The 13,469-nt window shown below is 50.0% G+C and carries 10 protein-coding genes and 6 tRNA genes; 3 read left to right on the top strand and 13 right to left on the bottom strand.

What is annotated here, in order from left to right:
* Positions 1 to 108 precede the first annotated feature (108 nt).
* Positions 109 to 1,011, top strand: a complete 903-nt coding sequence (locus tag DQW12_RS03400; RefSeq protein WP_113906436.1) for a TIGR01777 family oxidoreductase — start codon at positions 109 to 111, stop codon at positions 1,009 to 1,011.
* A gap of 105 nt (positions 1,012 to 1,116) precedes the next feature.
* Here the strand turns inward: DQW12_RS03400 and DQW12_RS03405 are convergent, their stop codons facing one another.
* The 3 genes from DQW12_RS03405 to DQW12_RS03415 form a co-directional block, all read right to left on the bottom strand.
* A complete protein-coding gene (locus DQW12_RS03405) occupies positions 1,117 to 1,968 on the bottom strand; it encodes a hypothetical protein (protein WP_113906437.1) in 852 nt (283 codons plus the stop codon).
* Between the two features lie 190 nt (positions 1,969 to 2,158).
* Positions 2,159 to 4,663 (bottom strand): ABC transporter permease, encoded by a 2,505-nt coding sequence (locus tag DQW12_RS03410; RefSeq protein ID WP_113906438.1) that lies wholly within the window; start codon positions 4,661 to 4,663, stop codon positions 2,159 to 2,161.
* On the bottom strand, positions 4,656 to 5,333 hold the full coding sequence (locus DQW12_RS03415; protein ID WP_113906439.1) for an ABC transporter ATP-binding protein: 678 nt from the start codon (positions 5,331 to 5,333) through the stop codon (positions 4,656 to 4,658). Before DQW12_RS03415 ends, DQW12_RS03410 begins: the two co-directional genes overlap by 8 nt.
* Here DQW12_RS03415 and DQW12_RS03420 point away from each other — a divergent pair.
* Positions 5,298 to 5,963 (top strand): arylesterase, encoded by a 666-nt coding sequence (locus DQW12_RS03420; protein ID WP_232819868.1) that lies wholly within the window; start codon positions 5,298 to 5,300, stop codon positions 5,961 to 5,963. The genes DQW12_RS03415 and DQW12_RS03420 overlap by 36 nt on opposite strands.
* Positions 5,963 to 6,409, top strand: a complete 447-nt coding sequence (locus DQW12_RS03425) for a 2-amino-4-hydroxy-6-hydroxymethyldihydropteridine diphosphokinase (RefSeq protein ID WP_113906441.1) — start codon at positions 5,963 to 5,965, stop codon at positions 6,407 to 6,409. Before DQW12_RS03420 ends, DQW12_RS03425 begins: the two co-directional genes overlap by 1 nt.
* Positions 6,410 to 6,710: 301 nt before the next feature.
* Here DQW12_RS03425 and DQW12_RS03430 read toward each other — a convergent pair.
* The 10 genes from DQW12_RS03430 to DQW12_RS03475 all read right to left on the bottom strand — a co-directional run bounded on the left by DQW12_RS03430 (position 6,711) and on the right by DQW12_RS03475 (position 13,461).
* Positions 6,711 to 6,786, bottom strand: a tRNA-Glu gene (locus tag DQW12_RS03430).
* Between the two features lie 86 nt (positions 6,787 to 6,872).
* Positions 6,873 to 6,948: transfer RNA gene (locus DQW12_RS03435), tRNA-Glu, on the bottom strand.
* 76 nt (positions 6,949 to 7,024) lie between these two features.
* Positions 7,025 to 7,100 (bottom strand) — tRNA-Glu (locus DQW12_RS03440).
* 23 nt (positions 7,101 to 7,123) lie between these two features.
* Positions 7,124 to 7,199, bottom strand: a tRNA-Ala gene (locus DQW12_RS03445).
* 152 nt (positions 7,200 to 7,351) lie between these two features.
* Positions 7,352 to 7,999, bottom strand: a complete 648-nt coding sequence (gene can / locus DQW12_RS03450) for a carbonate dehydratase (protein WP_113906442.1) — start codon at positions 7,997 to 7,999, stop codon at positions 7,352 to 7,354.
* Positions 8,000 to 8,075: 76 nt separating this feature from the next.
* Complete coding sequence (gltX, locus tag DQW12_RS03455) at positions 8,076 to 9,497, bottom strand: glutamate--tRNA ligase (protein ID WP_113906443.1); 1,422 nt, start codon at positions 9,495 to 9,497, stop codon at positions 8,076 to 8,078.
* 130 nt (positions 9,498 to 9,627) lie between these two features.
* Positions 9,628 to 9,703: transfer RNA gene (locus tag DQW12_RS03460), tRNA-Val, on the bottom strand.
* Between the two features lie 59 nt (positions 9,704 to 9,762).
* A tRNA-Val gene (locus DQW12_RS03465) sits at positions 9,763 to 9,838 on the bottom strand.
* 162 nt (positions 9,839 to 10,000) lie between these two features.
* Complete coding sequence (gene uvrB / locus DQW12_RS03470; RefSeq protein ID WP_370444346.1) at positions 10,001 to 12,073, bottom strand: excinuclease ABC subunit UvrB; 2,073 nt, start codon at positions 12,071 to 12,073, stop codon at positions 10,001 to 10,003.
* Positions 12,070 to 13,461: an MATE family efflux transporter gene (locus tag DQW12_RS03475; RefSeq protein ID WP_113906445.1), complete on the bottom strand. Its 1,392-nt coding sequence runs from the start codon at positions 13,459 to 13,461 to the stop codon at positions 12,070 to 12,072. Before DQW12_RS03475 ends, uvrB begins: the two co-directional genes overlap by 4 nt.
* Between the last annotated feature and the right edge of the window lie 8 nt (positions 13,462 to 13,469).

Genomic DNA, 13,469 nt, shown 5'->3' on the forward strand with positions numbered 1-13,469 from the left:
ACGTGATCTTGGAAATAACAGCAACTTGCACCGCATGCTGTTAACTTTTACAGTGACACTTTTAGTAGCGATACATAAGCAACGACTGAGCGCCTAGGAGCGCAGGCTATGAATATTCTAATTACCGGTGGTACTGGCCTTATCGGCTCCGCATTTATCCATGCTTTTCACGAGCAGCATAAATTTACCGTGCTCACTCGCCGTCCTGAGCATGCTCGCAGTGCTTTGGGTAGCCATATTTCTGCAATTCATAGCTTGTCTACGCTAGCGAATTTAAACGCCTTCGACGCCGTTATTAATCTTGCGGGTGAAGGTATAGCCGACAAACGCTGGAACGCAAAGCGAAAACGCCGCCTCGAGCGCAGCCGCTGGCAAATTACCGACGAGCTGGTCGCCTTGTTTGAGAAGTCCTCGCGCAAGCCTGCGGTGTTTATTTCCGGCTCAGCGGTGGGTTATTACGGTCGACAGTCAGAAAAGCCCGTAACCGAACGCGACTATATCGCGCACGACGAATATAGCCACCAATTGTGTAAAGTATGGGAAGACAAAGCCCGCGCTGCAGAGCCGCATACTCGCGTTTGTATTTTACGAACGGGAGTTGTACTGGCTGCCGAGGGTGGCGCACTGAAACGTATGGTACCGCCCTTCCGGTTTGGTCTTGGTGGCCCCATTGGTAGCGGCACGCAAATGATGTCTTGGATTCACCTCAACGATATGATCCACATTCTCGACTTCCTCTTACACCACAAAGATTGTTCAGGTGTTTACAACGCTACGGCACCAAACCCTGTGAGCAACGCATTGTTCAGCCAAACAATTGCCAAGGTGTTGCACCGACCCTGTGTGTTCCGTGTTCCCGGTATTATTATGAAATTAGCCTTTGGCGAAATGGCGGACTTGCTGTTGACGGGCCAAGCCGCACTCCCTGAGCGCTTGCAACAAGCTGGCTATTCGTTTCACTATCCCGAGCTAACAGAGGCGTTAACCCAGTGCTTAGTGACTCGGCGTTGAGTTCCTTTAGCCAGTAACAGTGAACACTGACAGAAAAAAATGCCGCGCTCGATGGTTAGCAAACGCGGCATTTTTTATATTCTGCGTATCTATTGCTCGCTGCACTTATTGACAGGCATAAACCACGCTACACGTATTATCTTGATGGCAGGTCATTGAAGTTGTGCATGACTGCTGTTGATGTGAGAAATAATCGAAAATAAATTGACCTAGACTGTAAACGTCCTGTTGTGCAACATTATGAAATTCAGCGCCGCCTTGGAATACCTCGCCGTCGAACGCAGGGCAGGCAAAATCATTCTCGTATTTGCACACTATAGAATCACCATTAATTTGCACAATAATAATTTGGCCGTCGGTTGCCACGTTATTGGCAAATTCTCGGTTTGACAACAAGGTATTTGCTGCAAGGTTGACAACCTGCACACCCAGCTCTTGCGCAGCGCTTTGCACTACTTCTTTTACCCATTGCCACTGAAATTTATAGCTTGAAACAAGGCTCCCTTGATTATTTTGATGATGCTTAACTTGATTGCAGTTGTTGTCGTCACAGCAAACCTGCTCAGTTGAATCGCAGTTCTGAACCACGTAGGTATACAAGGTGTTATTCGCTATAGCTGTGCGAAACTCGGAGAAATAGCTGGCAAGAAAGTCTTCTTGCTCTTGGCTACACAAACCATATTCAGAACATTGCGCTACAAAATCAAAGCTTGCTCCTACCACTTCTCCGGTGCTTTTTTTTACTGCGGTGTAGGCAACAAACGACTGTTCTCCCATGGTATCTGAGTTAAAGTAGAAGCGCTCGGTGGCGTACGAATAATCAGCCAAACACGAAACAAAAGTGCGTCCTTCATAGCTTTCACAACTCGGTTCACCGGCAACCGTCGCTCCGTGATAGATAATCGACAACAACATCAACAGAATAGTGGTCCAAAATAAGCGAAAAGATTTCAACATAATCAGCATCCTTATCGTTAGTTTCACTTACGTTACTTTTTATCACTTTGTATCACTTTTTATCACTTTGTATTTTTTGTTAATCTTTGCATGTGCTTCAATTTATTAGCGAAAATTGCAAAGCAAAAAAAATATACTCAGAAGAACATAACAAGTCAACATCACCCCTATGCTATTTGTCTAGTGCGTATTACACCAAATTTCGGATCAGTGTTGCAGTGCGCTGCCGTAACAATCGTCTGCACGTTAATCCGCCTAACACGGCCACCACGCCAGCCCCCAGCAAAGGACCGAGCAGCCAAAACCGCCAGTGAACACTAGGCTCCATGCTAAACACTTGAGTTTGAAGGAGAAAAATAATAATCTCCATGGCTAGCGTTGCTATTAAGCCGGCTAAAGCACCTAAGATCAGGAATTCATAAGTGACCGCCCGGCTCAGTAAATGGCTCCGCGCCCCTAACGTGCGCAGAATAACAAGCTCCTGCTCGCGCTCCTCTAAGGTTGCTTGAACTTGCGCAACCAACACTAAAGATCCAGCCAAAACCACCAAAAACATAACAAAAGTTATAGCTAGAGAAACATGCCCGATCACTGAACGTATTTGCTGAATAATGTCGTCTACATCAATCAAAGACGCCTGCGGAAAATCGCGAAATAGGGTGTAGAGTTCATGCTTACGCTCTTGTGGTAAGTAAAAACTGGCAATATAGGTAGCCGCAGCATTGTTTACCGCTTCCGGACTGAAAATCATAAAGAAATTCGGTTGCATGGTGTTCCAATTCACCTCACGAATACTGGTAATGGGCACCGTGAACTCATCAGCCCCAATCCGAAAGGTTAAGGCGTCGCCAAGCTTTACATTAATTCGCTCAGCAACTTCCGATTCGATCGACACCCCCTGCTCACCCGGCTCAAACCAGCGGCCGGCGATAATGTCGTTGTCGGGCGGTAAATCGTTGCGCCATGTTAATTGCAACTCACGGCCAAAGCCGTCACGAACATTCGAGTCGTCACGCTCCTCTTTACTCACGGCGTCGCGCACTAGGTCACCATTGATCGCCATTAAACGCCCCGGCGTTATTGGGTATAGATCGGTTGCTACAATGTTTTCCGCTGCAAACATAGCATTCATGTCGTCGACTTGACGCTCTGCAACGTTCACCACGAAATAATTCGGTGCAGTTTCGGGCAGCTGACTCTGCCAGTCGTCGAGTAACTCATTGCGTAATGCAAGTACCAGCAGAAACAACATAATCGCTGTGGCAAAACTTAGCATTTGCACACTGTTTTGCCGCGCCCGCCGCTGCATGCCCGCCATGGCTAAGCGCCAGCTACTGCCCGCTTGCATTCCCGCTTGTCTACTCGCCCGAATAAATAGCCGACCGATCCCGAGCAACAGCACCGTTGCAAGCAAGCCACCGGCAAACAGCGCCACCGACAAAATCAAGCTTCGGCTATACAGCCACATAAGCAGCAACACGGTGCCGCCACTCACAATCCAATGCAGCCAACGGGCAAGCTCACTGCCGTCTAGCTCTCGACGCAGTACACGCAGCGGTGGAATGCGCATTAACCGTAACAGCGGATAGAGGCTGAACATTAAGGCACACAAAAAGCCCGTGAGCGTTGCTAACCACCAAGGGCTCGCACTGGCCGCAGGTAAACTGTACTCCAATTGGCTTTGCACACACCAAACCACCACTGCCTGCACTACAAAACCGAGCGCTAAACCCGCTGCCACACTAAAGAGCGTTAGTAACAACAAATGGGCAGTGAAAACACGGCTCACCAAAGGTCGCGTGCCGCCCAAGGTTTTCATTATCGCCACCGCGTCGTAGTTTCGCTGGCAATATCGCTGCGCGGCAACCGCTACCGCCGTTGCAGCTAAAACCACGCCGAGTAGACTCGCCAACAACATAAAACGCTCAGCACGCTCGAGAGCACTCGACAATGGCGACTCTTCGTCGCGAACACTACGCCAACGCTGAGTAAGCGTGTCCAATTGCGGCAACAGCCACTCTTCGTAGCGCTCTAGGTTGGATGGCTCGCCCGCAAATAAATAATTAAAGCTGACTCGGCTACCGGGCTGAATAAGCCCTGTGGCCGCTAAGTCCTGATAAGGAATCAATACCGTTGGGCTGTCGGTGAATACATTAAAACCGGCGTCTGGCTCTTGCGTTAGCACGCGCGTAATAGTGAAGGTTTTTTCCCCCACTTCTATAACGCCACCGAGCGCGAGTGGCAGCTGCTGAAATAAGCCCGAATGCACCCACGCTTCGCCACGTTGCGGAAGCACTTGGGTCACTTCACCTTCAACGAAAGGCTCTAGCGCTGTTTTTAATTCGCCACGTAACGGATAGAGCTCGGACACAGCCTTCACGTCGGCTAATGCTAGTTCATTATTGGCAAACACCATCGAATTAAAGGTAACCCGCTGGGCAACTTCAAGGCCTTCCTGTTCTGCCTTCAATAACCACTCGGAGTCTATCTCCTCGCGTGAGCGAAGCACTCGATCAGCAGCCAAAAACTCAGCACTGCGCTCTAACAGTCCCGCTTGCAGCCGCTCGCTAAATATCGACAAGCTTAATACTGCTGTTACCGACAGCATGACCGCGAGCGCCATTACGGTTAGCTCTCCGCGGCGTAGTTCATGGCGCAGCAAACGCCAGGAAATCGCTAGCCAAGGCTTACGCATATTCGGCCTCCTGCAAACAGCCGCTTTCAATGCGAACAATACGGTCACACTTTTGCGCTAAGCGATCATCATGGGTCACCATAATCAAGGTTGTGCCGTGTTTTTGGTTAAGCTCAAACAATAAATCTTCGATGGTCGCGCCTGTAGCGCGATCTAGATTTCCGGTCGGTTCATCGGCAAATAAAATAGCTGGCTTACCAATAAAGGCCCGCGCAATGGCTACGCGTTGCTGCTCACCACCCGACAGTTGATTCGGGTAATGGGTAAGGCGGTCGCCGAGCCCTACCTGCTCGAGCAGCTCGCGCGCTTGTTGCTCTGGGTTCTCAGTCCCCGCTAGTTCTGCGGGTAACATCACATTCTCCAGTGCGGTTAAACTTTGTATTAGGAGGAAAGACTGAAATATAAAGCCAATCTTGTCGCCGCGAAGAATTGCACGCTCTTCTTCATCCAAATTCGACAAATTCACGTTATCTATACTAACGTGGCCCTCGCTTGGTAAATCGAGTCCCGCAAGCAGAGCGAGCAGCGTAGACTTACCCGAGCCCGACGCGCCAACAATAGCAACGGTCTCTGCTGGCTCGATTGCCAGATTAATTTCTGCGAGAATGTCTAAACGCCCAGCAGAGGTTACAACATGTTTTTTAATCGAATGAGCCTGAATAATCGCCATAAAATGAAAAAGTCCTTTATTGTTTTCTTAGTTTTTTGCGCACTGTTGTTCTCTATACGTCCGGCAGCGGCAAAAGTTTCATTATTAGTACTCGGCGACAGCTTAAGCGCAGGTTACGGTATTGCTGAGGCCGACTCATGGGTTCGTGAAATTTACCGCTATTGGCAGCAAAACTACCCAGAGCTCGAAATTATTAACGCCAGTATTAGTGGCGAAACCACTCAGGGCGGCCTGAATCGCTTGCCGCGGTTGATTGAACGCCACCAGCCCGACTGGGTTTTTATTGAGCTCGGCGGTAACGACGGTCTGCGCGGTTTCAATTTAAACAGTATGGCGAGCAACATACGCGAAATGGTCGACATGCTCCAGCAACAAGGCGTTCGGGTGGCATTAAGCGAAATAGAAATCACGCCGAATTTAGGGCGCCGTTACACCGACATGTTTCGTCAAACCTTTCATGATATTGCAAAAGAAAAAGAGATACCTTTAATTCCGTTTTTTATGCGGGAAATTGCGGTGGTTCCGGAATATATGCAGAACGACGGTATTCATCCGAGCCTTGCAGCGCAGCCTCGCATTGCAGAAATTATGGAGCCACAGCTGCGTAAATTGTTGGAGACTAGCCTGTAATGCCCTACTACTATTTAAGTTTGGGTTCCAATATTGAACCGGCAAAAAATATTGCGGCGGCTCTTGAGCGATTACGTACCGACTTTGGTAACCTTCATGTTTTTCCGGTGGTACGCACTGAGCCTACGGCGATGTCGAGCGCACGCAGCTTTCTCAACACGTTGGCGGTGATTCAAAGTCATCTCGACGCCGGTGCATTGAAAGCTTACTTTAATGCTTTGGAGGAGTCTGCGGGGCGTGACCGCTCTGATCCTGATCGTAGCGTTAAAGATCGTCAGCTCGATATTGATATTTTAACCGAGAGTTCGGTATTGGATTTCGAGCTTTTTAAGGCCTTTGATGAACCTTACACCCAAAGCTGTGTTGAGGCTCTGCACGACGACCGTGACACCGTTACCCTTCACATTCACAATCAGCCTATTGGCCACGCGCTAGTCCGTCTGTAGGCGCTCCCATGGGGCGCGCCTACAATTTTGGGAAAATTGTTCCCGCGCTGTGGGGTCGCTTGGCAACTTCCGCTCCACATTATTCGTAGGCGCGGCACTGCCGCGCTAACATCCACATTTAAATTCAACGCCCGTGCCCCGCGGCACGTGCTGCGGTGCAGCACGTACAAGGGATTCGAACCCCTGTTACCGCCGTGCCGAAGGTTTGGCGCGGTGTCCTAGGACATCGCCCGCGATGGCGCAGCCAGCGCCTCACGGCGGGCACAAAAAAACCGCTGCAATGAGCGGTTTTTTGTATAGATGGCGTCCCCTAGGGGATTCGAACCCCTGTTACCGCCGTGAAAGGGCGGTGTCCTAGGCCTCTAGACGAAGGGGACCCTGGACTTTCTGTTTTACCTGCGGTTTCCTGCGGCCTAAGCAGTTTCCCGCTGTAAGTGCTGCAGTGCAGCACCTACAGAAATAATGGCGTCCCCTAGGGGATTCGAACCCCTGTTACCGCCGTGAAAGGGCGGTGTCCTAGGCCTCTAGACGAAGGGGACCCTGGACTTGCTTTGTGCGTTACACCGGTGATGGTGCGACGCCTGTAAGTGCTGCAGTGCAGCACCTACGAATGATTGGCGTCCCCTAGGGGATTCGAACCCCTGTTACCGCCGTGAAAGGGCGGTGTCCTAGGCCTCTAGACGAAGGGGACGCTACATTTCAATTTAGCAAACTTGGTGGAGCTAAGCGGGATCGAACCGCTGACCTCTTGCATGCCATGCAAGCGCTCTCCCAGCTGAGCTATAGCCCCGAAGTTCTGCTATACGCTGCTGAGGTTCCCCTCAACAGCGACGCGCATTCTAAAAACAGCGGGGGTGAGTGTCAACTGTTTTTTCGGAAAACCCGTTCAACTGGCTATTTTTATAGCGTTTCATACCAAAACCAGTTTTTTCTTGCTTACCGCTAATCATCCGACTCGGTATCGGGGCCGAATTGATAGATAGGGTCGAGGCCGTCCATTCCACGAATAGTTACCCCTAAGTCGCGTGCAAGGCCGTCTTTGATGGAGTATATCCAGCCGTGGATTGCGAGCTGCTGCCCTTTTGCCCAGGCTTCTTGAATAATGTAATTTTTAGCAAGGTTATGCACTTGCTCCATTACATTGAGTTCGCACATGCGATCAAATTGCGCGGGTGCGGGTAAGTCGACAAGCTCACTTTTGTGCTCACGATACACGTCTTTAATGGGGTGCAACCAATGGTCGACGAGTCCATGCCGCACTGACTCCATAGCTGCGGCAACGCCGCCACACCCGTAATGGCCTACAACCAGTATATGTTTTACCTTCAGTTGCGTTACCGCGTACTCCACTACGGCTAAACAGTTGAAGTCGGTCTGAATAACTTGATTCGCCACATTTCTGTGAACGAACAGTTCCCCGGGGTCCATTCCCACTATTTCATTGGCGGGAACGCGGCTGTCTGCACAGCCGATCCAAAGGTATTCGGGCTTCTGCTGGTTTGCTAAACGTTCAAAGAACTTGGGGTCTACTTCTGTTTTTTGTTTCGCCCAAGTCACGTTGTTGGCGAGTAGCTCACGGATTTTTGGCATTGCCCGTTTCCTTTTGTATATTTTTTCGGGTGAAGTCCGTATTACATGAATTTATAAAAGCGCGGCAGTGCCGCGCTTACGATGCTTCTCGGGCTGCGATAAAGTCCAATGCAAGGCCAATACGCGCAACCACAGCCTGTTGATCCAGTAGCGCTAGCGTGGCATCAAGAGAGGGTGAATTCCCCCCCCCAGTTGCCGCTACTCGAAGTGGCATACCCACTTTACCCATGCCTACCTCAAGTGCGGCGCAGGTATCTTGAATCGCTTGGTGAATCGATTCCGCATTCCAATTCGTCAACCCCGCCAAGCGTTGCTGAATATCGGCTAATGGCTCCTTCGCCACTGGACGCAAATGTTTTTTAGCGGCATCGGCGTCGAACTCTGTTACGGCTTCAAAGAAATAGCGGCTAATGTCTGCCATTTCTCGCAAAGTTTTTACACGCTCTGCTTGTAATTTAACAACCTCGACCAGTGCTGGTCCGTCCTCTGTAGCAACGCCGAGTTCTTCAAAGTGCCAAGCCAACTCAGCCGCTACTTGCTCAACTGGTAAGGTTTTCATGTAATGTTGGTTTAACCAGTTAAGCTTTTCAGTGTTAAAAGCCGACGCTGCTTTATTAATGTCACTGAGTTTGAATATTTTGATCAGCTCTTCGCGGCTAAATACTTCCTGATCACCATGCGACCAACCCAAACGAACGAGATAGTTGATCATGGCTTCTGGCAAATAACCTTTATCGCGGTATTCGGTTACACTCACTGCACCATGACGTTTAGAAAGCTTCTTCCCATCGTCGCCTAAAATCATCGAAACATGCGCATATTCTGGAATTGGGGCGCCAAGTGCAGCCAAAATATTAATCTGCCGTGGCGTATTATTAATGTGATCTTCACCACGCACCACATGCGTAATGCCCATATCCCAATCGTCTACCACGACGCAGAAATTGTAAGTGGGTGTGCCGTCGGTCCGCGCAATAATCAAGTCGTCCAACTCTTGGTTCGAAATCTCAATGCGGCCGCGAATATGGTCGTCGAACACCACGGAGCCTTCTTGCGGGTTGCGAAAACGAATGACAAAAGGTTCGCCGGCGCGCGCCTCATGCTCGGCCGCTGTTAAATGGCGACATTTACCGTCGTAACGCGGTTTCACACCTGCAGCCATTTGCTCTTCACGCATTTTTTCTAAGCGCTCTTGTGAGCAATAACACTTATAGGCTTTGTCTTCTTGCATCAACTGCTGCGTTAACTCACCATAACGCTCGAAGCGCTGGGTTTGATAGATAGGCTCTTCGTCCCACGTTAAACCCAGCCACCGCATACCTTCAAAAATAGCGTCAATCGCTTCTTGGGTAGAACGTTCACGGTCGGTATCTTCAATTCGCAACACAAACTTGCCGCCAGCAGCGCGCGCGACTAACCATGCGTAAAGTGCTGTACGCGCACCGCCCACATGTAAATACCCGGTTGGGCTTGGAGCAAAACGAGAGACTACCGACATGAAAAATTCCTTATTAAAAATAAAAAACAATAGGTGCGATTATATCAGAAGAATGCACACTCGACAGGGCGATTAAGCGAACAAAACGCAGGTACAAAAAAGCCAAGCAACGAGGCTTGGCTTTTTTATTTGGTGGATGGTACTGGGTTCGAACCAGTGACCCCCGCCTTGTAAGGGCGGTGCTCTCCCAGCTGAGCTAACCATCCGAAGTTGGTTGTTTGCCGCTATTGCAGTGCAAAACATGCAAAGCCACAAACCTGGAATGTGGTGGATGGTACTGGGTTCGAACCAGTGACCCCCGCCTTGTAAGGGCGGTGCTCTCCCAGCTGAGCTAACCATCCAAAGTGTCCTGCTTTGCTGCCGAAGCAGTTTAAGTCTGTCCCTGAACACGGAGCGCTATTATAGGGCGATGAGAAAAGCTGTCAACACATTCTCTTGCGTTTTTTGCAACTTCTCGTGCGTTTGCCGAAAAAAGAAACAATCCGCTGAAAGAAGCAGCGCTCTCACCCTGCGCCGTAGGTTTTGAGTGTTTCTCGCAACTCATGAAGCTCATCGCGCAACGACGCCGCTTTTTCAAACTCGAGATCTTGCGCCGCTTTATACATAGCTTTTTCTTGTGCGTTAATTTTTGCCAGCAAATCTTTTTCAGACTTAAATTCCCGCATGGCAATAACTTTACGCGCTTCTTTTTCGCGCTCACGCCGTTTCTTCCGATTCGGGTCACCCCCTAAATCCATAACGTCGGTTATCCGCTTGTTTAAGCCTTGCGGGGTTATGCCGTGTTTTTCGTTGTGTTCAATTTGTTTTGCGCGGCGCCGAGCTGTTTCATCAATGGCTTTTTGCATGGAGTTAGTAATGCGGTCGCCGTAAAGAATGGCTTTACCGGCAACATTTCGCGCAGCCCGACCAATGGTTTGAATGAGCGAACGTTCTGCGCGTAAAAAGCCCTCTTTGTCGGCATCGAGAATGGCGACTAATGACACTTCGGGCATGTCTAAACCTTCCCGCAACAGGTTAATACCAATCAAAACGTCGAATTCACCAAGCCGCAAGTCGCGAATAATTTCCATCCGCTCCACGGTATCAATGTCGGAGTGCAAATAACGCACTTTAATGCCGTGTTCGTCGAGGTAATCGGCTAAGTCTTCCGCCATACGTTTTGTCAGCGTGGTTACCAACACCCGTTCGTTACGGGCCGAGCGCAATCTAATTTCCGACATCACATCGTCTACTTGCGTTGCAACTGGGCGTACTTCTATTTCGGGGTCAATCAGGCCGGTTGGGCGTACGACTTGCTCTACAAATTCACCATCACAACGCTCAATTTCATATTTGCCCGGCGTTGCCGACACGTATAAGGTTTGCGGTGAAATTCCTTCAAATTCCTCAAACTTTAACGGTCTGTTGTCGAGTGCCGAGGGCAACCGAAAGCCGTAATTGACCAAATTTTCTTTGCGCGAGCGATCCCCTTTATACATAGCCCCTACTTGCGAAACGGTCACGTGTGACTCGTCAATAATCAGCAGCGCGTCGTCGGGTAAATAGTCCATCAACGTCGGTGGTGGATCGCCCGGTGCCCTGCCGGATAAATAACGCGAGTAGTTTTCAATACCGGAGCAGTAACCGAGCTCTAGCATCATTTCAATGTCAAATTGTGTGCGCTCCCGAATACGCTGCTCTTCAATTAACTTCCCTGCTTCCAAAAACTGCTCACGGCGCACTTTCAGTTCGTCTTTAATTTTCTCCACTGCGTCTACAATTTTCTCGCGTGGCGTAACATAGTGGGTTTTCGGATACACGGTGTAGCGCGCTACGTCGGCCTGCACCACTTGCCCGGTAAGGGGCTCAAATACACTAATGCGTTCAATTTCGTCGTCGAACAGTTCAACCCGCACGGCAAGTTCGTCAGATTCGGCAGGAAAAATATCGATCACTTCGCCACGAACTCGGTAAGTACCGCGGCTAAAGGCTTGATCGTTGCGGGTGTACTGCAAGGTTGCCAAGGTACGCAAAATGTCGCGCTGGTCAATAATGTCGCCGCGGCGCAAATGCAGCATCATTTTCATATACGAGTCGGGGTCGCCCAAACCGTAAATTGCCGACACTGAAGCAATCAGCACTACGTCGCGCCGCTCCATAAGTGCCTTGGTCGCCGACAAGCGCATTTGCTCGATGTGTTCATTTATAGACGCGTCTTTTTCAATAAAGGTGTCGGTGGTTGGCACATAGGCTTCAGGTTGGTAGTAGTCGTAATAAGAAACAAAATACTCTACGGCGTTATTGGGGAAAAACTCCTTCATTTCGCCATAGAGCTGCGCGGCAAGGGTTTTATTGTGGGCCAAAATAAGCGTTGGCCGGCCCGTGCGGGCAATTACGTTCGCCATGGTAAAGGTTTTACCCGAACCGGTTACGCCCAATAATGTTTGCTGAGCAAGCCCCGCGTCGAGGTTATCGATAATTTTTTCTATCGCGGCCGGCTGGTCACCTGCGGGTTGGTAGTCCGACACGAGCTCAAAGGGGCGGCCCTTTTCTTTGCTCTCTTCAACCGTTATCTGCTGCTTTGCTTTACTCATCATTTAGCTCCTGCGGGCATTATCGGTGGGTGCTCATGCGCTTGTTGCGCTTTCCCAAGCGCTTGCATAAACCATCGATAGGCAAAAAACGCGGTGAGTATATTCGCAATCACACCACCCACAAACAACCCTACTAAGCCATAAAAGTAGTTTCCTACCATGGCAAAGGGTACAAAGGTTACAAACAAGCGCACCACGCTGAGTAAAAATGCCCGCGACGGTTGATGCAACGCATTAAACGACGAATTGGTCAAAATAATCGCACCTTGGAATCCGTAGCCGAGTGGAAGTGTCCACACAAACAACGCCAAAACCTCAGCAACCGCCTCTTCGCGGGCAAACGCCAACTGCAAGCCGGGCAGCATGAGTACCAACAATAGGTAGATACCAAGCTGAAAGAGCAGCACGAAGGCTAACGACTTGCGATAGGCCTCTTGCACCCGGTCCCAACGGCCAGCTCCAAAGTTTTGACTGATAAAAGGAGGCAAACTCATAGACAAAGCTAAAATAACCACCGACGCCAACGACTCTAAGCGAATTCCTACACCAAATGCTGCCACTGCAGCTGCACCATGCGTGGCCACCACCGCCGTTAATACACCCATCGCAATGGGTGTCATCATATTGGCCGCTGCGGCAGGAATGCCAATACGTAAAAGTTTGCGACATGAGGTAACGAAAATAGCGAACTCGGGCGGCCGCCAATCGATCAGCTTACTGCGCCCCACCAACAAATAAATAATGAGGCTAAAGCCAATGGCCCACGCTAGTACACTGGCCAGCGCCGCCCCTTTTACCCCCATGGCCGGTATAGGCCCCCAGCCAAAAATTAAAATGGGGTCCAGAATGGCATTGAGCAAGCCGCCTAGCCCCATAATCATTGAGGGCGTTTTAGTGTCGCCAGACGCACGCAAAATACTGTTACCCACCATGGGCATCACGAGCAGCACTGCGCCTGCGTACCAAATATACATATAGTCTTTAATAATCGGCATGAGATCGTCGGTTGCACCCAACAGACTAAAAATAGGTACGGTAAAAATAAAGGCGATAAATGCCAAGGTACCCACCAACAAGGCAGCCAAATACAGGGCGCTGCTGCCCACTTGCCGCGCCCCCTCAATATTGTCTGCCCCCAATTTGCGGGCGATCACCGCAGAGGTGCCAATACCTAAACCAATGGTAAGGCTAATAACGGTAAAGCTGACCGGAAAAGTAAAACCAACAGCGGCCAGCTCTTGGGTACCAATTAAACTAATAAAGAAAGTGTCGACCACATTAAAACTAATGAGCGTGAGCACGCCAAAAATTACCGGCCAAGTCATCGACCAAAGCGTAGCCCCGACTGGCGCTGTAAGTAATTGCGCACGAGAGCCTGAAGAAGACGACATGTACACTC

It is taken from the genome of Aliidiomarina celeris (genome assembly GCF_003316875.1).
GTDB lineage: Bacteria > Pseudomonadota > Gammaproteobacteria > Enterobacterales > Alteromonadaceae > Aliidiomarina > Aliidiomarina celeris.

Bases quoted from the DNA above. Each gene is read 5' to 3' on its own strand.
- gltX (WP_113906443.1), bottom strand. From the start codon at position 9,497: ATGTCGGTAGTCTCTCGTTTTGCTCCAAGCCCAACCGGGTATTTACAT.
- DQW12_RS03475 (WP_113906445.1), bottom strand. From the start codon at position 13,461: ATGTCGTCTTCTTCAGGCTCTCGTGCGCAATTACTTACAGCGCCAGTC.
- DQW12_RS03425 (WP_113906441.1), top strand. From the start codon at position 5,963: ATGCCCTACTACTATTTAAGTTTGGGTTCCAATATTGAACCGGCAAAA.
- DQW12_RS03405 (WP_113906437.1), bottom strand. From the start codon at position 1,968: ATGTTGAAATCTTTTCGCTTATTTTGGACCACTATTCTGTTGATGTTG.
- DQW12_RS03400 (WP_113906436.1), top strand. From the start codon at position 109: ATGAATATTCTAATTACCGGTGGTACTGGCCTTATCGGCTCCGCATTT.
- DQW12_RS03420 (WP_232819868.1), top strand. From the start codon at position 5,298: ATGTTTTTTAATCGAATGAGCCTGAATAATCGCCATAAAATGAAAAAG.
- DQW12_RS03415 (WP_113906439.1), bottom strand. From the start codon at position 5,333: ATGGCGATTATTCAGGCTCATTCGATTAAAAAACATGTTGTAACCTCT.
- DQW12_RS03410 (WP_113906438.1), bottom strand. From the start codon at position 4,663: ATGCGTAAGCCTTGGCTAGCGATTTCCTGGCGTTTGCTGCGCCATGAA.
- can (WP_113906442.1), bottom strand. From the start codon at position 7,999: ATGCCAAAAATCCGTGAGCTACTCGCCAACAACGTGACTTGGGCGAAA.
- uvrB (WP_370444346.1), bottom strand. From the start codon at position 12,073: ATGATGAGTAAAGCAAAGCAGCAGATAACGGTTGAAGAGAGCAAAGAA.